The following is a 24,022-nucleotide window of genomic DNA, read 5'->3' on the forward strand; positions in this document are numbered from 1 at the left end:
CTTTTTGCCATTCCGTACATTTTACAACTTAAACCTGGCTATCACTTGTTGCAATTGAATGGAAATTCGGGACAGAGAAGTCGTGGATGCACTCATTTCTTGCATCGCGGTGAGCTGGTCCGTAGATATGGATGCCACCTGCTGTGTGCTTGTGAATGATTGTTTGGCAAGCTCCGCCATTTCCATAACAGAAGCGGACACTTCTTCGCCGCTGGCATGCATTTGTTCAGAAGCCGCGGCTACCTCTTGAATCTGTCCGGACAAATGCTCTGCCGCCAGAACGATTTGTCCGAAGTTGGTTCCTGCTTCTTGAATGGAGCGGCTTCCCTCCTGGATTTCTTTGATGCCTAAATTCATGGTACTTACAGCTTGTCCGGAATCTGTTTGAATCGCTTGAATGAGTTCAGCAATTTGGGAAGCGGATTGATTGGACTGCTCGGCTAATTTCTTGACTTCGTTCGCTACGACCGAAAAGCCTTTTCCGTGTTCGCCGGCCCTCGCGGCTTCGATTGAAGCGTTAAGCGCAAGTAGACTGGTTTGAGAGGCGATGTCCCGAATTATAGTCACAATCTCGCCGATTTCAATCGATCGCTCGTTCAAGCGGTTTAGCTGTAAAGCGCTCTGTTCAACCGATTGATTTAAAAAGTTCATTTTATGGATAGCTTGCTGAATCTTATCGTTACCTTGCTCTGCCTGACGTGTCGTTTCGAACGCAAGTTCCGATACTTGTCCCGATGTCTCCGCAATACGCTGAATGCCATGCGACATATCTTCCATGGCTCTGCTTGTTTGTTCGGAACTTTGCATTTGATGTTCTGCGCGGGCTGCGGCTTCCTGCATCGTAACGGAAACTTGATTGGCCGCAAGCGAGGTTTCTGCAGATCCTGCGGACAATTGCTGGGAAGAAGCAGCTACTTGGCCGGAAGCATCCTGAATATGACGTACGATTTCTCCGAAATTTCGGATCATGGTGTGAAGAGAACGGACCAGATCTCCGATTTCATCCCGATTTTTAATATTCGGTACTTGGATGCTCAAGTCGCCGGCAGCAACTTGTTCCATGGCTTTGGAAACCAATCGAACCGGTTTGGAAAGATGGATGGAAAGAAGGAAGGCAAGGCCCATGGCTACCAATGCTGCTATTGACACGTACACGATAGAAGCAATGACGTTGCTTGTATAAAGCTTACCTGCTTCTTTGCTGGCATTCTGAGCACCCTCATGATTTAATGTCACCAGTTTGTCCATATCTAGCTTCATACTTGTGAATAGTCGTTGGGATTCTTGAATCAGTGTAATAATTTGAGGACCGTCTTTGCCGGCGCCTTTGATGATATCTGCCTTTGTTGAGTACTGTACCATTTGGGTGTGAAGGGAGATATAATCGCTCCAGGCCGTCTTGACCTTCACTAAGAGGTCTAATTCTTCAGGGGAGGTGCTCTTTTTTTCGTAGGACTCGAATTCTTGATCGATTTCTTTAACCGTTTGACTGATTTCTTCATTGATGGAGTCAGATGCGGAAGTATCTGCTACAATCATGTTTTGAAATTCAAGAGCTAATACGTGTTCGGTCAAATAATTGATATGATTGATGGTCTCAACGCCGCTCATCCAGTTGTCTGTGATGCTCTTTGTTTTTTGATTGATGGTTCTTAACTGAGAAGTCGTAAACAAGGCAAGAACACACATCATAATCAAGACAACGGCAAAGCTTGCATACAATTTTCTTCCGACAGTCACAGAAATGGATGGAATCCGCTTCTTCATAGAAAGGTAGCTCCTTTACTTTTGAGTACTCGATTGTTCACTATAAGTGAACAACGTTTCCTATATATGAATTTACTGGGATTTTAGCATTGATTTCCTGATAATGCAATAAAAAGCGGCATTCCGAAAGCTTTCGGAATGCCGCTTTTTATGTGATTTTTATTTTCCCCGGTAGCCCAGCTGTGCGGATATTTCTCTCGTGGTGGCCACGGCATGCTGGATCAATGTGTCCTGTACAGGAAGGACGCGATCAGTCGGACCGATAATGCTGATGGAGGCATTCACCAACCCGCCGGCTTCAAAAATCGGCGCTGCGATGCCGGTTACCCCCACGTTCCGCCGGTTAGAGCTGACCTCATATCCGAGCTGCCGAATGGAATTAAGCAGCTCTTTGATTTCCTCAGGCTCATTTAAGGAATAAGGTGTGTAAGTTCGTAGTTCACCTGACAAAATATCATCGATGAAAGCATCATCCTGAAAGGCAAGAATCGCTCTGGAAGCCGATGTCGCATAAAGGGGAAATCTCCGGTAAGCTTCAACGTTAAAGCGAATGGGGTGCTGAGAGTCTTCTATTTTATCTACATAAATAGCATCGTTGGCATCTCGAACACACAGACATACAAGTTCCTCGGTCGTCTTGGCCAGCTTTTGCAGAAAGGGTTTGGAGAAGTCCGTCAAATTATGATTTCGAAGAACCTTGTTTCCTAACTCCAAAAGGGTGTATCCTAAAGAATACTGTTTGTTCGCCGGATTTTGCTTAATAAAGCCTTCGCTCTCGAGCGTCATAAGCAGTTTGTGTACGGCGCCCTTAGAAAGCCCGAGCAGTCGGCTCAACTCGCTAACGCCCATTTCCTTATCGGAATCCAGAAACGATTTTAACAGTCTGCTGCTGTTCTTAACGGATGAAAGATGATTGTCCATTTTAGTTTCATGCTCCTTATTGGACGAGGCCAAGTGACAGATTTGGATGATAGTTTACCATAAACGCGTATTTTTTCCTAGATGTAGTGAAAACGGATTAAATGCTTATGCCCCGATATTTGGGGCTTTTTATATTGGCGATTTCTATTGGCATGAGGTTTATATATTTCTGTAAAATAAATAATTGCATAATTCGGCAAAATCATGTTAAAATTTTTATAATATTCACATATAGTAAACGATGTTCACATATAGTGAACGATTTAAACGCTAATGGGAGGATTTATATGAAAAAATGGGGAACAGCTTTATCTATTGCAGCATTATCAGGCACTCTGCTCTCAGGGTGCGCTTCCAGCTCCGATAAGCCGGCCGGTGGGGCCGCATCACCTGCAGAAAAAGCGCCTGCCACTACAGCGGCAGCAGCGTTGGCGCCGGAGAAACAACTGGTCGTTGCCGGTAACGGTTCTACAGTAGAAACGTTAATGAAAGATGAAATTTTCAAAAAGTTTAACCAGAAATATCCCGATGTGAAGCTGACTTACGTTTCCGGGGTTTCCACTGAAATCGTAGCCAAGGTGAAAGCTCAGAAAGCATCGCCGCAGATCGATGTAACTGTTATTGAGGGCGGCGAGCAGGAGGGAGGCCGTGTTGAAGGACTTTGGGAGCCTCTATCCGAGCAGTCGATTCCTAATATGAAGAAAGTGAATGCAGATCTGAAAGTAAAAGACAACAGCGGCGTAGCTGTGAACTATACGCCAATGGGTATTTCCTATAACGCTGAGATAGTTAAGGCAAAAGGACTGCCGGTTCCACAGTCATGGAATGACTTGGCGAAGCCTGAGATGAAGGGCAATCTTACGATGGCTGAGATTTCCAGCAACTTCGGTCGTTCTGCGCTCATCATGCTCGCATATGCAAACGGTGGTTCGGAGAATAGTATGGACGCCGGTTTTGAAAAATTGAAAACGATCGCAGGTTATATGCCTACTTTCGCGAAAAGCTCCGCTCAACTGCAGCAGGATCTGCAAAACAAGACGGCAGCTTATACCACGTGGACGCAAGCAAGAAGTTTGGTTCAAAAGGATGCCGGACTGAATCTCGAATTCGTAGTTCCGAAGGAAGGTACGAACCTTGTGCCTAACGTTGCTACGATTGTGAAGGGTGCCAAAGACCCTAACGCAGCGAAGCTGTTCATCGATTTCCTCTTGACGGATGAAGTCCAGACGCTATATGGTCAAAAGCTGTACTACAATCCTGCCGTACCGGTTACGCTTCCAAAAGATATTGCCGACAAGTTGAACTTTGACCGCAGCAAGGTCGTAAAATTGGACCTGGAAGCCGTTGGCAAAAACACATCGCAGTGGCTGGACCGTTTCAACAAAGAAGTAGCTCCTAAAGTCGGAAAATAGGTGAGGCTCGTGACGAAAAGTTATGATGTAGAACTGATTAACATCCAAAAAAAGTTTGGTCCTAACGTAGTTGTGGACAATTTTAATTTGCAAATCGAGCAAGGAGAGTGCGTCTCCTTCCTCGGCCCTTCCGGGTGCGGCAAGACGACGACACTAAATATGATTGCCGGCTTTTTGGAGCCGGATCAAGGGGATTTGATCATTAAAGGCAAGCGGATGAACGGCGTGCCTTCCAACAAACGCGATTTGGGCATGGTTTTTCAAACGTATTCGCTTTTTCCGCATATGACGATATTCGAGAACGTTGCATATGGTTTGAAGCTGCGGAAAGTGCCTAGAGACGAGATCCGGCAGCGGGTGAGCAAGGTGCTCGACCTTGTGAAACTGCCGCATGTCGCGGACCGCTACCCCAAGCAGTTGTCGGGGGGACAAAGACAGCGAATTGCTATCGCCAGGGCGCTCGTAACGGAGCCTACCTTATTGCTGCTAGACGAGCCGCTTAGCAATCTGGATGCCAAACTTAGGGAAGAACTGCGGGATGAAATGAAACGTCTTCAGCAGGAGATTGGGGTTACCACGATCTTTGTAACTCACGATCAAGAGGAAGCGCTTTATTTATCCAACCGCATCGTCGTTCTTGATCACGGTAAAGTGGAACAAATCGGGAAACCGTGGGACATTTACAATCGACCCACATCCGAGTTCGTGCATACGTTTATCGGGAAATCGAACCGGATGACGGGCGTTGTGGCTCAAATACAGGAGCAAGGCCTTTTGCTTAGGGCTGATGCCGGATTTTCGTTGACTGGCATACATCGGGATCAAGTTTTCACAGAGGGGGAGCAGGTTTCCATTTATGTCCGCCCTGAGAAAATCAATCTTCATGTTCAGGAAAAAGATGCGGCCTTAACCAACGTCGTGCAAGGCGTTGTGAAATTGACTTCTTTCTTGGGGGCCTACACGGAATGCGAGGTTGAAATTAATCAAGTTACCGTGACGGTGCGCATCCAGAGCGTTCAGCAGCAGGAGCAGCTTTTGCCGGGACAGACGGTTTTCCTGGAATGGAAACCGGAGGATGTGTTTGTCTTTTCCGGAAAGGGGAGCGTCCGATGAGCGAGGATCGTAGCCGTAAGTTGCGAACCGCTGTCTTGCTGCTCACACCTGCCATCGCTGTATTGCTAGGCGTTTTTTTGCTGCCTATGCTTTACATTTTGCTGATAAGCTTTCAAAACAGCAACGAGCAGTTCTCTTTTGAAAATTATTTGTTGTTCGTGCAGGACCCATATTATGTGCAAATCCTGTGGCGAACGATCAAGCTAAGTTTGCTGACCGTCATAACTTGCTTCGTGTTGGGCTATCCCGTGGCGATGTATATGGCCCAGGCAACAAGCAGAATGCGCGGGATCATTACGTTCTTAATCATTGCTCCGCATCTTGTCAGCGTCGTTATCCGAAACTTCGGTTGGGTGATTATGCTGGGCGAAAAGGGGCTTATTAACAACACTTTGCTCAAAATAGGCCTGATCGACAAGCCGCTTAAGCTTATGTATAACGAACTTGGCGTCGTTATCGGTTTAACGGATTCTTTAATCGTCTATATGATCCTTGCCATTGCGACAAGCCTGTATCAAATTGACGGCTCCCTGTACAAAGCGGCGGGTATTCTTGGCGCAAGCAGGGTCCGGACTTTCTTCAGCGTTGTTATGCCTTTGACTTTACCGGGTATGCTTGCCGGATCAACGCTCGTGTTCAGCTTATCGATGAGCTCCTTCGTTACGCCGGCTTTAATGGGCGGAACATCCGTGAAGGTGCTTCCGGTTATTGCCTATGAGAAAATTATGACGCAGCTGAATTGGCAGCTAGGCGCAGCCATATCGTTTCTTTTGCTTGTCTCGACAGTCGTTCTGGTGACCTTGTTTACCCGGTTGGTCGAAACCAAACGTTATAAAGAGGTGTTCTCCTCATGACCCGAAAAATTTCGCCTCTGGGTATTGTTACGTTTATCGTTGTGCTCTTTGTCATCTCACCTCTCTTGGTGGTCATTCCGACATCCTTCACATCGGTAAAATATCTTTCGTTTCCGCCGGTCGGTTTTTCTTTTCAATGGTATACGAAAATATTTGACCGTCCCGAGTTCGTGGATTCGTTCGTCTTCAGCCTCGAACTCGCTGCTTTGACTGCGGTCATTTCTACGCTGATCGGTACATTGGCCGGACTGGCTCTGCACAAGTACAAGTTTCGTGGCAGCGGTATTATGAATGGGCTGCTGCTGTCGCCCTTGACGGTCCCGGCCCTTATTATCGGGATTGCCGTTTTGTTGTTTTTTACACGGATCGGGATTGCCGGCACCTTTCTTGGACTTTTGCTGGCGCACGTACTGATCTCCATTCCTTATGTGGTAAGGCTTGTGCTTACAGGGCTCAGCTCCTTCGATTATACCCTGGAGCGGGCTGCTTACATCATGGGGGCCAAACCGTTCCATGTGTTTCGGGACATTACGCTGCCCTTATTGAAGCCGGCGATTATGTCAGGCATGATCTTTGCTTTTCTGACTTCATTCGATAATGTGACGGTGTCCCTGTTCTTGGTGTCCCCTTCGACGATGACACTGCCACTGGCTATTTTTAATCATATGCAGGATTCTTTGGATCCTTTGGTTGCTTCAATTTCATCGGTCGTTATTTTGCTAAGTCTTGTATTTATCATTATTTTGGAACGCGTATATGGTTTGGACCGCTTGTTCGGATCCAATTCGCATTCCCACTAACTGGAGCCTTACAATCATGTTATTATCTATCACAGAACGAATACAATCCTATCTGCCGGAACTGTTGAAGCTGCTTCAAGAAAGCGTGGATATGGATTCACCCTCCCGCAGCAAAGTGCCCAACGACAGAATGGCGGACTGGTATGCGCATCAATTTGCCCGTCTTACCGGAGGGACGGTAGAACGTATTTCACATCCCACAGCAGGAGATCGACTTCTGTGTCATGTGGGCAATGGCTCTAAACAGCTCTTACTCCTGGGCCACTATGATACGGTTTGGCCGCTTGGTGAGGCCGGGCGACGGCCATTTCGCATCGAAAATGGCAAGGCTTACGGGCCTGGCGTCTATGATATGAAAGCAGGCTTGCTACAAGCTATGTTTGCTATCAAAGTATTGCAGGATATGGGACGTTTGCCGGAGGATAAGCGGGTAGTTCTGTTGTTTAACAGCGATGAGGAGATCGGCAGTCCGACTTCCAGGGAACTCATCGAAGAGGTTGCCCGGCAATCCGCCGCCGCTTTCATTCTCGAGCCGCCCATGGAACCGAGCGGAGCGCTCAAAACATCCCGCAAAGGAAGCGGTCGTTATAAACTGACAGTAAAAGGAATATCCGCCCATGCCGGCGTTAATCCGCAAAAGGGAGTTTCCGCGATAGAGGAACTGGCATTCCAAATTCAGCGGCTGCATGGATGGACGGACTATTCGCTCGGTACGACCGTGAATGTCGGCCTTGTTCAAGGAGGAATCGGCAGCAATGTCGTGGCGGAGCATGCGGAGGCGGAAATCGATGTTCGCGTTGCGACATTAGAGGAAGCACGCAGGCTTGAAGCTGAATTTGCTACACTTAAGGCGAATCACCCCGAAGCGGAACTAACGGTTACCGGCGGCATGACCCGACCTCCCATGGAACGGACGGCGTCCATTGGATCATTATTTGAGCTTGCCCGCGATCTGGCTCATACCGAATTTGCCACGGCACTCGAAGAAACCGCGACCGGCGGCGTCAGCGACGGCAACTTCACGGCGGCTGTGGGCACACCGACCCTTGACGGTCTAGGCGCACGGGGCGACCATGCGCATTCTCCGCTTGAGTACGTTCTAATTGATGAAATCCCATATCGAACGGCGCTTTTGGCGAGGTTAATTGAGAAGTGTTAATGGAATAGGCGGCCCTAGAGCAGGTGAATCCTGCAATACGGGTCGCCTATTTTCATTTACAGCGTAATTTCGACAAATTTTGCAGGGATCGGAGGAAGATAAAGAGAATTATTTAGGGAGGATGGATTTATTAACGGAGCGAGGGGGAGGAACATTGCGAGTTCATCAACTTCAATATCGAGATCGTGACCATTTGATCGATTGGATGGAAGAAAGAGAAATTAGAGATTCCAAGCATCTACTCGTTCAAGTGTATACCTATTTCGTACATAACGATTATATCGGGCAATTAATTTCTCTTTTACATAGCGAGCTGCCACAAGCGACATTCATTGGCTGTACCTCCGAAGGGCAGATTCTGGAAGGACAAGTGTGCGAGCATAGCACGGTCCTTTCTTTCATCGAATTCGAGCACACGACGCTGCATTCTTCACTTTGTGCATTTACAAGGGATACGGATTGCTTTGAGAATGGAAGGGCCTTTGCGAAACAATTGATCATGGCCGATACGAAAGCGGTTATCGTCTTTACGGACGCCATGACCAGTCCTGAAGATTTCATTAAAGGGATCGAAAGCGAGGCTCCGGATGTCATCCTGGCCGGCGGGGTTTCCATAGGTCAACTTGGCCAAACGGCGCTATTCTCCAAAGAAGGGCTTATCGCCGAGGGAGCCGTCGGCGTTTCGTTATCCGGACAAGATTTGCTGGTCAACAATCCATATAGTCTGAATTGGAAGTTGATAGGGAAGAACTTCAATGTTACCCATGCTGAAGGCAATCGCATTTATTCCATTGACCATATGAGTGTGGTTGATTTATACAAAAAGTATTTGGGTGAAAAAATCGCTACGCAGATCACGGAGAAAAGCAACCAATTCCCGCTCATTTTGAAGCGGAATGGCATTGATATTTGCCGGGACGTCCTTGCTGTCCACGATGATGGGTCAGTGACCGTGTCGGGTCATTTGCATGACGGTGAGATCGTTCGTTTTGGGTTCGGCGACCCCGAACTAATCGTGGATGGCTCCAAGCAGCTCATTGATAGTCTGCAAGAGATGCCCACAGAAGCCATCCTTATTTATTCTTGCGAAGGAAGGCGCCGCTTCATGTTTAATGCGATCGGCTACGAGCTTTCCCCTTTACAGCAGGTGGGACCTACTATCGGCTTCTTTACCAATGGTGAGTTTTATCATCATAGGCAAAAAAATATGATGATTAATCATTCCATGACATTATTGGTTCTGTCTGAGAATCCGCAGGCCAGAGGTAAGGTTAACACATGTGTGGAGCAAGAAGAGAAGCAGAACCAGTGGGGCGAACTGGATGCCTTGCGGGCGATGTCGCATTTGGCCCAGGTATCTACTGATGAATTAATGAAGCTGAATGTATCGCTCAAAGCCTCGGAGCAGAAGTACAGATCGCTTGTCCAATATAATCCGGATGTTGTCTTTTCGATCGATGCGAAGGGGACATTTTTGTCACTGAATCCGACCTTTTATGAATTGTTAGGCTACGAGAAAGACGAAGTGGATTCCATATTCGAGGTTGTTGATCTTGCTGACAGCTCGTGCATTCAAGAGTCCATTGAGAGTGCGTTTCAAGGCAATTCTCAAACCTTTGAATTATCGCTGATGAGGAAAGACCGAACGGTGATCCCGTTTATGCTGACCCCTATTCCGATCGTGGTTGATCAAGAAATCGTCGGCGTCTACGGCATTGCCAAAAATATGACTGAGCGCAAAGAAGCCGAAGCACGCATCACTTTTATGGCTTATCACGATGTGTTGACGGAACTGCCCAACCGCACGCTCTTATACAAACAACTGAACGATTTGCTTGAGGAACGCTCAAGAAATCGGCAAATGTTTGCCATTATGTTTATCGACTTGGACAATTTCAAGGACATTAATGATTCGTTCGGTCATTTCGTTGGCGATGATATTTTAAAACGGTTTGCCCGGAAGCTGCGGCAGCTTATCACAGAGAAGGGACAGGCAGCCCGTTTTGGCGGTGACGAATTTGCTGTCATTCTGGACATGGATCGAATCCATGAGATCGAAGATTTGGCGGTTCAAGTGGTTGATTATTTCAAGCAGCAGCCTCTAATTCTGGAGGGGACGGAACAATTTGTTACGACAAGCATTGGGATAAGCCTGTACCCGAATGACGGTAATACGCCGGAAAAGCTGCTCAGAAACGCGGATCTGGCGATGTATAAGGCGAAGCAGTCGGGGAAAAACCGCTATCTGTTCTTTGCGAATGAAATCAGCGATGAACTGCGTGAGAAGCGTATTATGGTCAGCGATCTAAGGAAGGCCATATCGGAAGATGAGTTGGAGGTCTATTATCAGCCTCTGATCGATTTGAAGACACAGCGAGTGATCGGCTCCGAAGCGTTGGTTCGCTGGCCGCATAAGGAACAGGGGTACGTGTCGCCCACTGTTTTCATCCCGATCGCTGAGGAATACGGGCTGATTGATGTTTTGGGCTACTGGGTGTTGAAAACAGCCTGCTTGCAAAATGTGCGCTGGAAAGATAAGTACGACGTGCCGCTCATTATTTCTGTAAATGTGTCTTACCAACAGTTTCAGCGCTACGATTTTGTTGACGTTGTAAATGAAGTGCTGCAGGATACCGGACTGAATCCGGAACGGTTGCATTTGGAAATTACGGAGAGCACCGCGCTCGTTAATTTAGAGCATACGCGGCTCATCCTTCGAAGATTGCAGCAACTAGGCGTTTCCATCTCCATGGACGACTTCGGAACAGGATATTCCTCGCTGAGTTGTGTCAAAGATTTATCGATCGACAAATTGAAGATTGATCGGTCTTTTATAACGAATATTTCGACGGACGAGCGGGACGCGGCTATTGTTAAAACCATCATAGCTTTATCGCGAAATCTGAACATGAAGGTGCTCGCGGAAGGCGTTGAAAGGAAAGAACAGCTTGATAAATTAGCCGAGTATGAATGTGATGAAATTCAAGGCTATTTATTCAGCCCGCCGTTGTCGTCGGTTAAGTTTGAGGAGCGTTTTCTGGCTCCGGCATAGCGTGCATAGCATGGATGATAAAGGAAGACCCCGATTCTCAATTAGAGCGTCGGGGTTTTCTTTTTGCTCATCATTTAATGAAACCGAACTGACGCGATATCTCTCTGGCCGTCTTTACGACCTTATGAGTATAGGAGACGATTCGGTTCTCATCCAGACGTTGCGTCGGACCCATTAAAGTAAGTGCGGAGATGACCTGACCGGAAGAGTCCCTGATGGGAGATGAAATGGAAACGGTATTATCGATGAATTCCCCGATAGAGACGCAATAATCTTGTTCCCGGATAAGTTTAAGCTGCTCTTTCAACTCGGACGGGTCTGTAAGAGTCTGCGATGTGTATTTAATCAGTGGACGGTTCAGTATTTTGCTCAGTTCGGGTTCATTTTGAAAGGCCAAGAGCATTTTTCCGGAACTCGTACAATGGACAGGATTTCTGCCTCCTACGAAAGCCGCGGTATTTTCTTTTTTGGAGCCGCCTTCTTGATGAATGTACGCGACTTCGTTTTCTTCTAATACAGCGACTAGAAGCGTTTCCGAAGTTTCACGTGCGAGACGTTCAATAATGGGACTTGCCGCTTCCGATAAGTCCATATAGGTCATGACCATAACGTTGTAAAGCGATACGATTCGTTGGCCGAGCCTGTATTTATGTGTGACTGGATCTTGAAAAACAAATCCTTCGCTCAGTAATGTGGACAGCAGCCGACTGGTTGTACTTTTGCCGAGGCCCAATTCACTCGCCAGCTCGCTCAGCCTTTTTTCGGGTGTTTTCACGGTAAATAATTTTAACAAACGCAAGGCGTTTTTAACGGAAAAAAGGATTTGCGGGTTCGTATTCGGCACGAGTGGATAACCCTCTCTCAGGTGATTATTTTCATATTTTGGTGTTCCGTATACAGGAACAATTGTATTGTTGGAGTCGACAATTGCCTATTATTATACATACATAAGAGCTCTTATCCAATCAAGTTTCGGTAAAAAACAGAGAGACGGGAGAAGTGAATCATGGATAATAAAGAACCGTATGCAACATTAGTTTCGCTCCTTGAAGAAAATGCCGTCGTCGTCAAGAGGAACAACTACGATTACGTGGTCAAACCGATTCCCGATTCGGACGCCGAGGGGCAATTAGACCCGCGGGTGCACCGTGTCCAGCAACAACAGGCCGAAGCTATGGCATCTGCGGATAGGCCGATCTTCGATCCTTCCGATATACCGAACTTTGTAAAAACGATGAGGGCTGTATTTGGATGGAAGAACGACGACGTTACCCGGTCCGAAATTGCAACCGTTTATAAGACCATAGATGGAACGAACGGCCCGATTCCGCTGCGGATATATACGCCTGCTCGGGAAGGAAGAATGCCGGCGGTTGTGTTCTTTCATGGCGGAGGCTTTCTTGCGGGAACTGTCGGTGTGGTCGAGAATCCATGCAAAGCTTTGGCCGAAAAGGCGGGGGCCGTCGTGGTCTCAGTCGATTATCGGCTTGCGCCCGAGCATGCGTTTCCTGCCGGTCTTACGGATTGCTTTGAGTCCGTTCAATGGGTATACGAACATGCCGGGGAAATCGGTGTGAATCCGCAGCAAATCGCAGTATCCGGTGACAGTGCGGGCGGCAATTTGGCCACAGTTTGCGCCTTGATGGACCGAGACAAAGGAACGGGCATGATTCAATATCAGGCCCTTATCTACCCGACTGTGAATATGGTCGGCGTCGAAACGGAAGATTTCAAATGGAGCCTGGATGAATACGATATTCGCAATCACCATGAGCTTATTGTCGCGGGAGTTAAAGGGTTGGGTGGAATGGGCAATCTGATTCTCGATCTGTACTTGCAAAATAATGCGGAGCCGACGGACCCTTATGTCGCTCCATTATTGGCGGAACATTTAAGCGGTATGCCGGAAACGTTGATCGTAACGGCGGAATATGATTACTTAAGGCTGGAATGTGAATCTTACGCCCGTAAGCTCTCACGCTCTGGCGTCTCAACGAAGCTGATTCAGTACAACGGCATGGATCATGCGTTTCTGGATAAGACCGGGTTATATCCGCAGGCGGAAGATTGCGTGAATGAAATCGCCAAAGAAATGAAACGTATATTCTCATAAATCCATAAATATAAGAAGCGGCCACAACCCTGAGTAAATCGGGAAGTGACCGCTGTTTTTGTATTGTGATAAATCTATTAATTGCTAATGAATTCTTGCACCCATTCGTTATTGTAGAAGCTGACACCGATCTTCGTGTAGTTCGGGCTTAAAATGTTTTCTCGATGTCCAGTGCTGTTCATCCACGCCTGCATGACTTCTTGTGGCGTTTTTTGTCCCATGGCAATGTTTTCACCCGCGTAGCCGTACTGGATGCCATACGAGGTCATCATGTCAAATGGAGATCCGTAAGTTGGCGAAGTATGATCGAAGTAATGGTTGTTGTACATATCTTTGGCCTTATCCAGCGCCATAACAGATAAAGATTTGTCCATAGTTAGCGGGTTCAGCCCAGCCTTGGCGCGTTCCTGGTTCACTAAGGAAACCACTTGATCGGCGTAAGACGACTGACTGTTTACGTTGTTCGTAGGCGGTGTTCCATTAGAAGTATGGCCAGGAACGTTCAGAATCATGCCAGGCCAGATGATATTCGGGTTGGCAACTTGTGGATTCTGTGCGATTAAGGAGCTCAGCGAAATCCCCTGTTTTTGTGAAATAGTCCACATCGTATCTTGGCTTTTTACTGTATACGTGGCGGCGGAGGCTGCTGATGCTGCTCCAGAACCTGCGATTAACCCTAGTGTAAGTAGACCTGGTAGTACAATTTTCTTGAAATGCATGTGAAAAATCCTCCCTTTTTTATGGCCTGCGAGGTTAGCTGTCGGGTTCGGGTCAAAGAGTAATCACCCTGCCAATTTATTGGCTTCACCCCAAGGAATGGTTCCCCCGCGCTTCTCAAGAAGAAGCTTCGGCCGATTATTGGTTGCTCAGATAAGCGGCAGGACCTACTGCCCTTCTGAGGTGAGTTCTATTCTAACATAAGAATTAGACCGGTTCGTCCCTCAATTATTTCCATACTGAAGGATCCGTTGAAAATAAAGGACAAGACGGATTTTAAACTAATCTGCCGATACGGTGCTTCTCGGAGGATATTCTTCTGATCGAATCTGGAATGATGTTATTCAGCGTTACAAACGTAAAAGTAAAATGAAACCGAATGAATAGCGATGTTTTCCATCGTTATTGATTTGAACTGGGCAGATGCGATACCTACTTTCCTCCTAAGAACCTGACGGTTTTTCCTGGGGAATCATCTTTTGAAACGATAAACTTTCCAGCAAAAGCAGGAATTTACATGCCAATCCATAATATATCTACAAATATAACCATTATTCGACAGGGAGTGTACGATCATGATGCATCCGCATACGGAGCTGCGTTACATCGATGACAAGATCGGTTTCGGGGTTTTCGCGACACAGTTCATACCCAAAGGCACATTAACATGGGCTTTGGATGATTTGGATCAGATATTGGAGCCGGAGGTTGTTGAGTCGCTCGATCAGGATCGAAAAAAGCTGGTTCTGAAATATTCTTACCGGAATCAGGACGGGAAATATATCCTTTGCTGGGACAATGGCCGATACGTCAATCACAGTTTCCATGCGAATTGTATTGGGACTGCTTACGAAGTCGAGATTGCCATCCGAGATATATTTCCCGGAGAACAGCTGACGGATGATTACGGGTCGCTGAACGTGGACGAACCGTTCGAATGCTTCCGGGAGGAAGGGACTGATCGAACGAGAGTCAATCCGGGCGACTTGCTTGAATATGCAGATGTCTGGGATGCTCAGGCATTGGAGGCTTTTCGCTATTATCAACAAGTGGAGCAGCCGCTTGCCCACCTGATTCGGCCGGAATTCAGGGAAAAGGTGAGAATCGCAGCGCAGGAACATATTCTGGTTGATTCCATCCGTAACATTTATTTCGACCGCGCATCCAGTAAAGCGGCTAGATGAGGCGCTTTCTTAAGTAAGGCTTGAAAAAATTCTTGCTGCAAGGTAACGAAAACGACCGGAGTCAGCGTACAAATCGTAGCGGTGCGGGGAATATTGTGAAGCAAAGCCATTTCCCCGAAAAAATCACCGTCAGACAGTTGGGCTACCCGATGATTGTCGCCGCTACGATCTTTTTTCAAAACCTCAACTTTACCGCGCACGATGATATAGAATTTATCGCCCAAATCTCCCTCATGAATAATTGTCCGCTCTTTAGCATAGGATTCGGTTGCAAAAAAATGAGAAATCTCCTCTAAAAACGAAAGATCCATATCGGAGAAAATCGGAAATAACTGAAGCCGTTCGGCACTAACTTCGACATGGAACCCGTCTTCACTGATCTCAAAACCGGTTTGTTTTTGCCAAGATTGCTTATAACGCCCTTCCGGGCGCTTCAGCAATTGTTTGTGTGTGCCTTGTTCCGCAATTTGACCCTGATGAAGAACATAGATGCAATCCGCATGTTCGGCCGAAGCGAGCCGGTGAGTAACGGAGATGACAGTCCGCGCGGCTGAAATGCGTTGTAAAGTTTGGTTAATCGCCGCTTCTGTAGCCGGATCTAGTGCAGAAGTCGCTTCATCGAGTATAAGTATGGCCGGATTGCGTATGATGGCACGGGCGATCGCAACTCGCTGTCGTTGCCCCCCTGAAAGTCGCCCCCCTCGCTCGCCGACGTCCGTCTCGTATCCATCCGGAAGCGTCATGATGAAATCATGTATTTCAGCCAAACGTGCAGCTTGAGTGACTTCTTCGTCGCTTGCCCCGGGTTTGCCAAGACGAATGTTTTCCTTAATGGAAGCTCGGAAAAGAAGACTTTCCTGAAAGACAATGCCGATTTGCGATCGGAAGGACTGCAGATTAAATTTGCGTATGTCTGTCCCATCCAAGCATACAGCCCCTTGCTCTGGATCGTAAAAACGCATCAGCAGATTAATAATCGTACTTTTTCCCGATCCGCTGGCTCCCACAAAAGCGGCATAGGTTCCCTTAGGAATTCGTATACTAATCTCATTCAAACTTCGTTGTTCCGGTGTATAAGCAAAGGTGACTTCCCGGAATTCAATCTCACGCTCAAAAAATACGGAAGGATCGGCAAGCTCGTTGCTGGATACGGTTGGTTGCTCATCCCAAATCTCGCGGATTCTTTGCATACCGGACGTAGCTTGAATAAACTGAGGAGCAAGCCAGGTAATGGCTGCAACCAGATAGCTCAAGCTAATTAGAATGGTGCTGAAAGCAAGTAAAGAACCGATGGAGAGGATGCCAAAGAAAGCGAGAATCGATCCCGCGCAAATGGTCATGAGGTTAAGAATCATGGTACCCATATTTGTGGTACGATCGATGAGGAAATTTAAAAAACTGGAGCGGGCAGATAAATCGCTATAATTGTTCATTCGCGCATGAAAACGTTGTATGAATAAAGGCTGAAGGCCAAATGCCTTAATGACCGGCTGAGCGCTTACATTTTCCTGGACGGTTGTGGCGATGTTCGCTTGTTCTTCTTTTAGTTGATAGCTGGCATCGTATGCTTTTTGGCCAAACCATTTGGGTCCAATCAGACAAAGCGGCAATCCAATGACGGCGAGCAGCGCAAGTTGCCATTGCAGGATAAATAGCACAGCAACATTCATTATTAGACCAAAAATGGACAACAATGCATAGGGGATTAGCATAATAAAGGTATCCACGGAAATGAGATCGTTATTAAACCTGGAAACGATATCGCCTCCGTTGATGCGATGATAAAAATCAGTGGCTAAACTTTGTAACTTTTCGAAAAGCTTCTTATAGTAATCAGTAACGATGCGGGAGCCTAGACGTGCAAACATGCGATCTCGGTTGATGCCGATTATCACTGAAGCCATCGCGCAGGCAACCAACGCGCAGAGTATAGCAATAAGCAGCGTGTAATGATGCGGAACAATTGCAAAATCAATAATAAATTTGAAGCTAAGCGGCATGAAGGTTTCGTAAGCCAACTCTACGAGTATCGCTATGAATAGCAGGAAAGTCTTTAATTTGTATTGTAAAAAAGAGGAGATTACGTAACGAACAAAGGAAAACATAGAATACCTCCTGTTGAAATGAATCCAAAGATTGGGATTTCTCTATCTTAACACAAAAATACAGCCCTGCTCCAAAAGAGAGGGCTGTATTTTCGCGCTGCGAAGCGCTATCATTTAACGAATTTATACCCCACACCCCATACGGTTTTAATAAATTGGGGTTCTTTGGGGTTTTCTTCAATTTTTCTTCGCAAATTCGTAATATGTACGTCGATGGATCGGTCATTGATAAAGGAATCGTAGCCTCGGAGCGCGTTGATGAGTTCTTCTCGGCGAAATACACGCTGTGGATGCTCGTACAATAACCGCATGAGTTCAAATTCGGAGAATGTCATCTCAACGGCTTCGCCTTGTTTATACAGCATCCTTGTCTCCAGATTCATTTCCAAGTCATTCTTGTAAGTTGGTTGTACGGGCAGTGGGGCGGCTCCGACAGCAGCGGCAACAGCGGCAGCCTGCTTGGATCGGCGCAATACGGCCAAAATGCGAGCCTTCATTTCATGCATACTAAACGGCTTGCACAAATAATCATCGGCGCCTACAGTGAAAGCTTCAACCTTTTCGCTTACCTTAGCGTTGCTGGAAATGATGATGATCGGAACTTCCGTTATTTGACGAAGAGAATTGCATAGATCCGTTCCTTCAAAATCGGGGAGCATGAGGTCGAGTAAGATGACTTCCGGTTCGAATGCCTTCATCGCAGCAATACCATCTTGCCCGTTATGTGTACGCTGTACATGGAAGCCCTCTTCGGACAGATACATGCAAATCATTTCACCGATGATATCATCGTCCTCGATTAATAGAACTTTTACCATTTAGATTCCCCCAGAATCGTTCTTTCTCACAAACTATTAGTTCTATTTAAACGGTAAACGCTAACATTTTGCTCATAATTCTATTATACTGGGTCGAATTTTAAGAGTAAATCGCTTAAAATGTGTATTTTTTCACATTTACACGCCAAGTATTAGCAATTTATTAGCCGGTTGACTTAGAAGAATTAATAGATAATCTGGTAAGAACCTAATAATTGGAAAGTATGATTGCATTAGTATGATCAACAGGGCGAAGATCGTGGACAGATGAAACTGCGTGTTAGGAGGGACAATGTGCTAATGGGATCGATACATCAATATGGAGTTCTTCTTGTGGGTCTCTCAGGCCGCGATAATGAGATGGCGAAATCATTATTCGAGCGGGATTCACAGTTTGTCGTTACCGGACTGGCCGCCAATGGGGAAGAAGCATTGGCATGTATCGCAGCATGTAGGCCGGATGTGGTCATCGTTGATCTAGACATGGCGGAGATGGGAAGCTTGGACACCATTCATGCGATCATTAGTCATTGCCCTATTCCTGTCGTTACGTTAAGCGCGAATACGGCCGAAAGTTCCATGCACACGATTCAAGCCATGCGGATTGGCGCTGTAGATTATTTTCACAAAGATATCCTGTTTCATGAACCGGCTTCTTCCGAAATATCGGCGTACTTCTTGCAGCGGTGTGTGATCGCGATTCAGAACGGTTTACACGGCGTATATGTGCCAATTGCGAATCAACAGATTCTAAAACGAATGGAGCTTGAAGCTAGCTTGCGAAGAGCGATCCATCAACAGGAGTTCCATCTGGTCTATCAACCCATTGTCGATTCCCATACGGGGCACATTGTAGGTCTGGAATGTCTGATCCGTTGGCTGCACCCGCAGCTTGGCTATGTCTCCCCTGCAGACTTTATTCCCATTGCTGAGGAAACCGGTCTCATCCATGAGATTGGGGAATGGGTGCTGAAGGAAGCGTGCCGGCAAAATTACCTTTGGCAAAATGCCGGATTGCCTAAATTGTCGGTCGCTGTCAATTTATCCAGCCGCCAGTTCAAAGACTCGCGGCTTAGCAAGAGGGTTCAAAAAATTCTGGAGGAAACGGGACTGCCGCCCCAATACTTGGAACTGGAAATTACCGAGAGCATGAGTATGGATGTCAAAGCCGCATCGGGTGCCCTGAATGAGCTGAAGAAGCTGGGGGTTAAGGTGGCCATGGACGACTTCGGCACGGGATACAGTTCACTGGGCTATCTCAAAGATTTCCCTATTGATAAGATGAAGATTGACCAGACATTCATTAAAGGATTGAAGCATGGTCACGTTAACGCAGCTATTGTCCATACGATGATCGCTATGGCGCATAAATTGAATCTTCTAGTTGTAGCCGAAGGGGTTGAGACGGAGGAGGAGCTGCAAGTGCTGAAGGAGTGCGGCTGTGGGCTCGTACAGGGTTACTATTTCAGTCCTCCGGCCGATGCGGAAAAAATCGGGGAGATTTTACATCAATATGCAGCTGCAACTCGTACTTAAGACCTAAAAAATGTAGTGACAATAGTTGGAAGCCATCGTAAGATACAGAGGTAATCCTGAGCGAAGTTTGGAATAGGCTGGTGATCATCCTGCTGCTGCATAATTTATTTATAAATTTTGCTATCATTGCGGTCTTTATGACTTTTGTCGAGCCAATGTTTATGAGAAGGGAATATGATGCTAAGCTTACATGGCTATATAAATTGTATGTGGGTTTGGCTCATGGAGCGCTGTCTATCGTTTTATTGCTGTTTACTGTTCGGTTGGACGAGCACACTTTTCTAAATTTTAGAGGGGTGGCTTTGCTTCTTTCTGTATACTTCGGGGGCGCGGTATCGATCTTTATCAGCAACTTGTGCTTGTGGATCGGGCGTTATTTCATTGAAGGTTATATGGAGCTGCCTCAGCTGATCATAGGTATGGTGTCCATACTTGGTACCAGCTTTATTTATGCTAAATTCCGTTCGTATGCGTCCAAGTGGCTCTATGGCTCGGCGTTTTTTAATGTGTTTTATTTTTCAATCATGTGGCTGTTGAACCAGTTACCTGTAGATGACATCTGGCGTTATATTCTATTTCAGTCTTCCTGTATATTCGCCGTTGCTATTTTTCTTCGATTTCTGATCCGCAATTGGACTTACAAGCAAATGGTTCTGCAAATGGAACAGGAAAGAATCAATATGCTGCGTATGCAGCCGGGATTTACTTTCAAGTTCCAAAAGCGCGGGGATCGGTACGTTTATATGTTGATGGAAGGACAACTAGTACACAGACTGGGCTTGAAAGCAAACCAATTCAACGGTAAATCGATCGATGAAATCGAGTTCTTTTCGAATGAATACAAAGATTTTGAGAAGCAGCAATACGATAAAGCATGGGAAGGCGAGCGTTCAATCTATGAATCTGATTATTTGGGATATCAAGTCCTTGTGACGCTGCAGCCCATTTTTGAAATTGGCAGAGTTACCGAAGTGATCGGCTCCGTTGTCGATATCACAGAGCATAAAGCGGCTGAAATCAAAATGAGAGAGAGGGAAGAACAGTATCGGATCCTGATCGAAAACTCGGATGATTTCATTCTTCGCTTCGATGTACGGGGGATTGTAACCGCAGTGAATCAGAAGCTTTGCCAAACCTTGCAGATCGAATCCGAGCAATTGGTGGGACGTATGTTTACGCCGATGTTGACCTTGGATGACGCTGACTTATGGGAGCAGGCTTTTGAACAAAGCCTCACGCTTGGCCAGGCTCAGCAGTTTGAAATGAGCATGATCCTGCCCGATGACAGCGAACATGCGTATAACGTGACGCTGTCCCCTTTTTTTAAAACAAATGCTGAGATTGCCGGCGTCACGGGAACGATACACGACATCACGGATCTGAAGAAGAGGAAGGAAGCGGACGAAGCAAACCGGGCCAAGAGCCAGTTTTTGGCCAGGATGAGCCACGAAATACGGACGCCGCTTAACGGCATCATCGGGTTGTCGCTGCTTATGCAGAAAACTGAGCTTTCCGACATTCAAAAGGATTATTTACATAAAATCGAATGCTCTTCGGGCGCATTGCTCGCAACGATAAATGATATTTTGGATTTTTCTAAAATTGAAGCAGGCAAAATCACGCTCGAAAAAGTGAACTTTTCGCTGGAGGAGTCGCTTCGTAAAGTAGCCGATCTTTCCAGTCTCTCTTTGGGGAAAAAGCACATTGAGATGATTATCGATACGTCGGATGATTTGCCGCTCCTCGTGAACGGGGATCCGTTCCGGTTGGAGCAGGTGTTAATTAACTTGGCCAATAATGCGATTAAATTTACGGAAAACGGGTATGTCCGCATAAGCGTTCGATTGGAAGCTTACATCGATGAACATGTTTTGTTATCCTTTTCAATCGAGGATACCGGTATCGGAATTACCAAAGAGCAGTTAGCCAAACTATTCTCGCCTTTTATGCAAGCGGATAGTTCAACGAGTCGCAAATATGGGGGAACAGGACTGGGACTTGTGATTTGTCAGCATCTTATCCAATCCATGGGCGGCATCTTGAAAGTAGAGAGCAAGCGTGGTGAGGGCAGCCGTTTTTATTTTAACGTCATGCTGGAACAGAGCAGGCAAGAGGCGGTTCAGGATCAGGAGCTTGGGCAACTGGTCGAAGGACAGTATTGCGCCATGCTTGCCGAGGATCATCCGATTGTACGTGATCATTTAAGCGGCTTGTTGAGTTCGCTGCAGGTGGCAACGAGAGCGGTTTCGTCCGCCGCCGAGCTTTGCCAAGCGGTAGAGGAACAGGATCCGGTCGCCCCTACAGCGTTTGATTTTATCATTGTCGATATGGAGATGGAACATATGCACGATATCTCTATATGGAATCGCTTCATGAATGCACGGGATAGGGAGCAAACCAGAGTGATTGCGGTTACGACGGTATACGGCCGGGAAGAGATGGATAAATACCCGCAAGAGCTGCAGCCGGATGCGGTTTTAACCAAGCCGATCAGCAGGCTTAATTTCATTGAAACTCTTCAGTTGTTAGTGCGAAATGAGGGCAGAAATGAACTGTCACAGGTCCATGCCGAGAAACAAATGGTTAATGTGAATACAGCTCCCAAAGGTTATATTCTAGTTGCAGAAGATAATGAAATTAATCAATTGGTCATTTCCCACTTATTGGAACAATTAGGTTACCACGTGACGATGGCGAACAATGGCTATGAAGTTCTGGAGCAAGCTGACAAGTACACATGGAGTCTTATCTTGATGGATCTCCATATGCCCGAAATGGATGGTTACGAAACGACCAGAAAGCTCCGCCAAAATAAATTGTATAACCGTATACCCATCGTTGCCCTGACCGCAAATGTATTGACCGAAGACCACGAACGGTGCATCAAGATGGGCATGAACGATATTTTAATTAAGCCCGTCGACGAGGAACGGTTGGGGCAAATGATCGGGAAATGGGAAAATCTCAGCTGGCTGACTCAGATCAAGGGTATGGATACGATGCAAGTATTGAGAAATGTAGACGATAAAATTCATATTTTTCAATATATGGTGAAAAAATTTAAGCAAGATTATAGAAACTTTTATTATCAAATTGAAGCTGCTTTGGATCAACAAGAGATCGCTTTCGTTCGAAGAATGGTCCATACCTTGCACGGCATCGCGGCCAATTTCTACGCGGAATCGCTGCTCGCAGCTGTCCGTAAATTGGATTCTGAATTGAAGCAAGAACCTATCGGGAATGTGGACGGATGGAAAAGAGGCGCAGCGAAAATTCAAATGGAAATCGATCGCATTATTGACGCCGTGGATGTTGCCTGAAATCGCCGAGATCGCGCGGGCTGGGAAGGCATTAAGGGTGCTTCTAAAATTTCTGCTGCTAAGAGACCTCTAAACCGAGACGTGCTTTTATTTCAGGTCGTAGGTTAGCATCATTGGAATTTGTACAGTAGAATCCCGGAGTTGAGCCGCAATCACTACTGAACATTGGAAAACATACAGTCAAATAGCCTATCTAACAAAGATATAATCATGATTGGACAATTCTATTGGATAAATTCCAATGGCGTATGTGATTGGACCTTTACTCTAAAAATTCACTGTACAAAATCCAATGGGCATAACATTCTTATAGCACCAAGCGAACTTGCACTGCACATACACTCAGCACATACACTCAGCAGTTACATTTACAGTAGATGCTCCAGTGTATCTTCCTTCAACTCGTAATAGCGAACGCCGCTGCCCCTTGAGATAGGCTCCAGCCACCCCTTATCAACCAAAGAACGCAACCATTTGCGGGCAGTGCGGAAATCGACTTGAAGATGGTCGGACACATCCTTGGGGCGTACCCATCTTCCCAGCTCCCAGGCTAACCGAAGCACTTCTTTCTCTCCCATGACAGCAGGGTGAATGGATGTGCTTCGGATCAGATAGGGGCTCATCACCAATTGCAGAAGCATCCGGCAAACCTCGGGCCGATTTTGAACATCGTCAAAGGAGAAATGGATCATTTTCCACCCCATTCCCGTAAGAAAAGTGTCCCGATTCAAGGCGTAGCTGAATTTCTCCCGGTCCATATCTTTCACATGGCTTTGAAAGCCATCGCACTCTATCCCAAAGCGGCCAAAGGAAGGAAGAAAAGCAAAATCAAGAAATTGCGATTTGCGGTTCCAGTCGTAGACTTCATACTCGGGATGCAGATTTTCAAGAGTTCCGAACAGTGGCCACCACACATTTTGTAGCAGCAGCTTTTCAGCGTGTCTATGCCCTCTTAGTAGCCTCCCTTTCCTCTCTCCGAATCTTCGAGCAGCGTGATGCTCGAGAAATTGTTGATGAGCTTTTTCAAAATCCAAGGCAAGCATGCCTCCTTCTGGGTGAAATAAAAAAACGCCCTTGTGCCAGATGGCAAAAGGACGTTCTTCGTCTATGGAACATTATAACATACAAGGTGCGGACTGCGAATGCGAATC

General features: G+C 46.5%; 17 protein-coding genes and 1 riboswitch. Of the genes, 10 read left to right on the plus strand and 7 right to left on the minus strand.

The annotated features are described in order from the left end of the window. Window positions 1-21: 21 nt before the first annotated feature. Both ACFQZT_RS27025 and ACFQZT_RS27030 read right to left on the minus strand, forming a co-directional pair. On the minus strand, window positions 22-1,767 hold the full coding sequence (locus ACFQZT_RS27025) for a methyl-accepting chemotaxis protein (RefSeq protein WP_379305077.1): 1,746 nt from the start codon (window positions 1,765-1,767) through the stop codon (window positions 22-24). A 159-nt stretch (window positions 1,768-1,926) separates the two neighbouring features. Then, window positions 1,927-2,688, minus strand: a complete 762-nt coding sequence (locus ACFQZT_RS27030) for an IclR family transcriptional regulator (RefSeq protein WP_379305079.1) — start codon at window positions 2,686-2,688, stop codon at window positions 1,927-1,929. A gap of 287 nt (window positions 2,689-2,975) precedes the next feature. Here ACFQZT_RS27030 and ACFQZT_RS27035 point away from each other — a divergent pair, with 287 nt between their 5' ends. The 6 genes from ACFQZT_RS27035 (at window position 2,976) to ACFQZT_RS27060 (ending at window position 11,078) form a co-directional block, all read left to right on the plus strand. Next, complete coding sequence (locus ACFQZT_RS27035; protein WP_379305081.1) at window positions 2,976-4,100, plus strand: ABC transporter substrate-binding protein; 1,125 nt, start codon at window positions 2,976-2,978, stop codon at window positions 4,098-4,100. A 9-nt stretch (window positions 4,101-4,109) separates the two neighbouring features. Beyond that, window positions 4,110-5,213, plus strand: a complete 1,104-nt coding sequence (locus ACFQZT_RS27040; protein ID WP_379305083.1) for an ABC transporter ATP-binding protein — start codon at window positions 4,110-4,112, stop codon at window positions 5,211-5,213. After that, window positions 5,210-6,067 carry an ABC transporter permease gene (locus ACFQZT_RS27045; RefSeq protein ID WP_379305085.1) on the plus strand — a complete coding sequence of 286 codons (858 nt, stop codon included), beginning with the start codon at window positions 5,210-5,212 and terminating at the stop codon, window positions 6,065-6,067. Before ACFQZT_RS27040 ends, ACFQZT_RS27045 begins: the two co-directional genes overlap by 4 nt. Further along, window positions 6,064-6,867 (plus strand): ABC transporter permease, encoded by an 804-nt coding sequence (locus tag ACFQZT_RS27050; protein WP_379305087.1) that lies wholly within the window; start codon window positions 6,064-6,066, stop codon window positions 6,865-6,867. Before ACFQZT_RS27045 ends, ACFQZT_RS27050 begins: the two co-directional genes overlap by 4 nt. A gap of 16 nt (window positions 6,868-6,883) precedes the next feature. Then, entirely contained in the window at window positions 6,884-8,026 is a 1,143-nt protein-coding gene (locus ACFQZT_RS27055) for a M20 family metallopeptidase (protein WP_379305089.1), read from the plus strand. Window positions 8,027-8,180: 154 nt separating this feature from the next. Beyond that, window positions 8,181-11,078 carry a bifunctional diguanylate cyclase/phosphodiesterase gene (locus ACFQZT_RS27060; RefSeq protein WP_379305091.1) on the plus strand — a complete coding sequence of 966 codons (2,898 nt, stop codon included), beginning with the start codon at window positions 8,181-8,183 and terminating at the stop codon, window positions 11,076-11,078. 70 nt (window positions 11,079-11,148) lie between these two features. On the opposite strand, the gene ACFQZT_RS27065 is transcribed toward ACFQZT_RS27060, so the two are convergent. Beyond that, complete coding sequence (locus tag ACFQZT_RS27065; protein ID WP_379305093.1) at window positions 11,149-11,922, minus strand: IclR family transcriptional regulator; 774 nt, start codon at window positions 11,920-11,922, stop codon at window positions 11,149-11,151. A gap of 162 nt (window positions 11,923-12,084) precedes the next feature. On the opposite strand from ACFQZT_RS27065, the gene ACFQZT_RS27070 reads away from it, so the two are divergent. Beyond that, window positions 12,085-13,191: an alpha/beta hydrolase gene (locus ACFQZT_RS27070; RefSeq protein ID WP_379305095.1), complete on the plus strand. Its 1,107-nt coding sequence runs from the start codon at window positions 12,085-12,087 to the stop codon at window positions 13,189-13,191. Window positions 13,192-13,268: 77 nt separating this feature from the next. Here the strand turns inward: ACFQZT_RS27070 and ACFQZT_RS27075 are convergent, their stop codons facing one another. Continuing rightward, window positions 13,269-13,910, minus strand: coding sequence for a CAP domain-containing protein (locus ACFQZT_RS27075; protein ID WP_379305097.1), 642 nt, complete (start codon window positions 13,908-13,910; stop codon window positions 13,269-13,271). Between the two features lie 8 nt (window positions 13,911-13,918). Then, a riboswitch (cyclic di-AMP (ydaO/yuaA leader) is annotated at window positions 13,919-14,054 on the minus strand. A 429-nt stretch (window positions 14,055-14,483) separates the two neighbouring features. On the opposite strand from ACFQZT_RS27075, the gene ACFQZT_RS27080 reads away from it, so the two are divergent. Beyond that, a complete protein-coding gene (locus tag ACFQZT_RS27080; protein ID WP_379305099.1) occupies window positions 14,484-15,092 on the plus strand; it encodes an SET domain-containing protein in 609 nt (202 codons plus the stop codon). On the opposite strand, the gene ACFQZT_RS27085 is transcribed toward ACFQZT_RS27080, so the two are convergent. Beyond that, entirely contained in the window at window positions 15,056-17,197 is a 2,142-nt protein-coding gene (locus ACFQZT_RS27085; protein WP_379305101.1) for an ATP-binding cassette domain-containing protein, read from the minus strand. The genes ACFQZT_RS27080 and ACFQZT_RS27085 overlap by 37 nt on opposite strands. Window positions 17,198-17,307: 110 nt before the next feature. Next, window positions 17,308-18,015: a response regulator transcription factor gene (locus ACFQZT_RS27090; RefSeq protein WP_379305103.1), complete on the minus strand. Its 708-nt coding sequence runs from the start codon at window positions 18,013-18,015 to the stop codon at window positions 17,308-17,310. 300 nt (window positions 18,016-18,315) lie between these two features. Between ACFQZT_RS27090 and ACFQZT_RS27095 the strand changes: the two genes are divergently transcribed. After that, complete coding sequence (locus ACFQZT_RS27095) at window positions 18,316-19,551, plus strand: EAL domain-containing protein (protein ID WP_379305105.1); 1,236 nt, start codon at window positions 18,316-18,318, stop codon at window positions 19,549-19,551. A 161-nt stretch (window positions 19,552-19,712) separates the two neighbouring features. Next, the gene (locus ACFQZT_RS27100) at window positions 19,713-22,871 is read left to right on the plus strand and encodes a response regulator (RefSeq protein WP_379305107.1); all 3,159 of its coding nucleotides are present in this window, start codon (window positions 19,713-19,715) and stop codon (window positions 22,869-22,871) included. A 368-nt stretch (window positions 22,872-23,239) separates the two neighbouring features. Here ACFQZT_RS27100 and ACFQZT_RS27105 read toward each other — a convergent pair whose 3' ends face one another. Further along, entirely contained in the window at window positions 23,240-23,905 is a 666-nt protein-coding gene (locus ACFQZT_RS27105) for a hypothetical protein (RefSeq protein WP_379305109.1), read from the minus strand. Between the last annotated feature and the right edge of the window lie 117 nt (window positions 23,906-24,022).

The organism is Paenibacillus sp. GCM10027628 (assembly GCF_042676385.1).
Taxonomy (GTDB): Bacteria; Bacillota; Bacilli; order Paenibacillales; family NBRC-103111; genus Paenibacillus_E.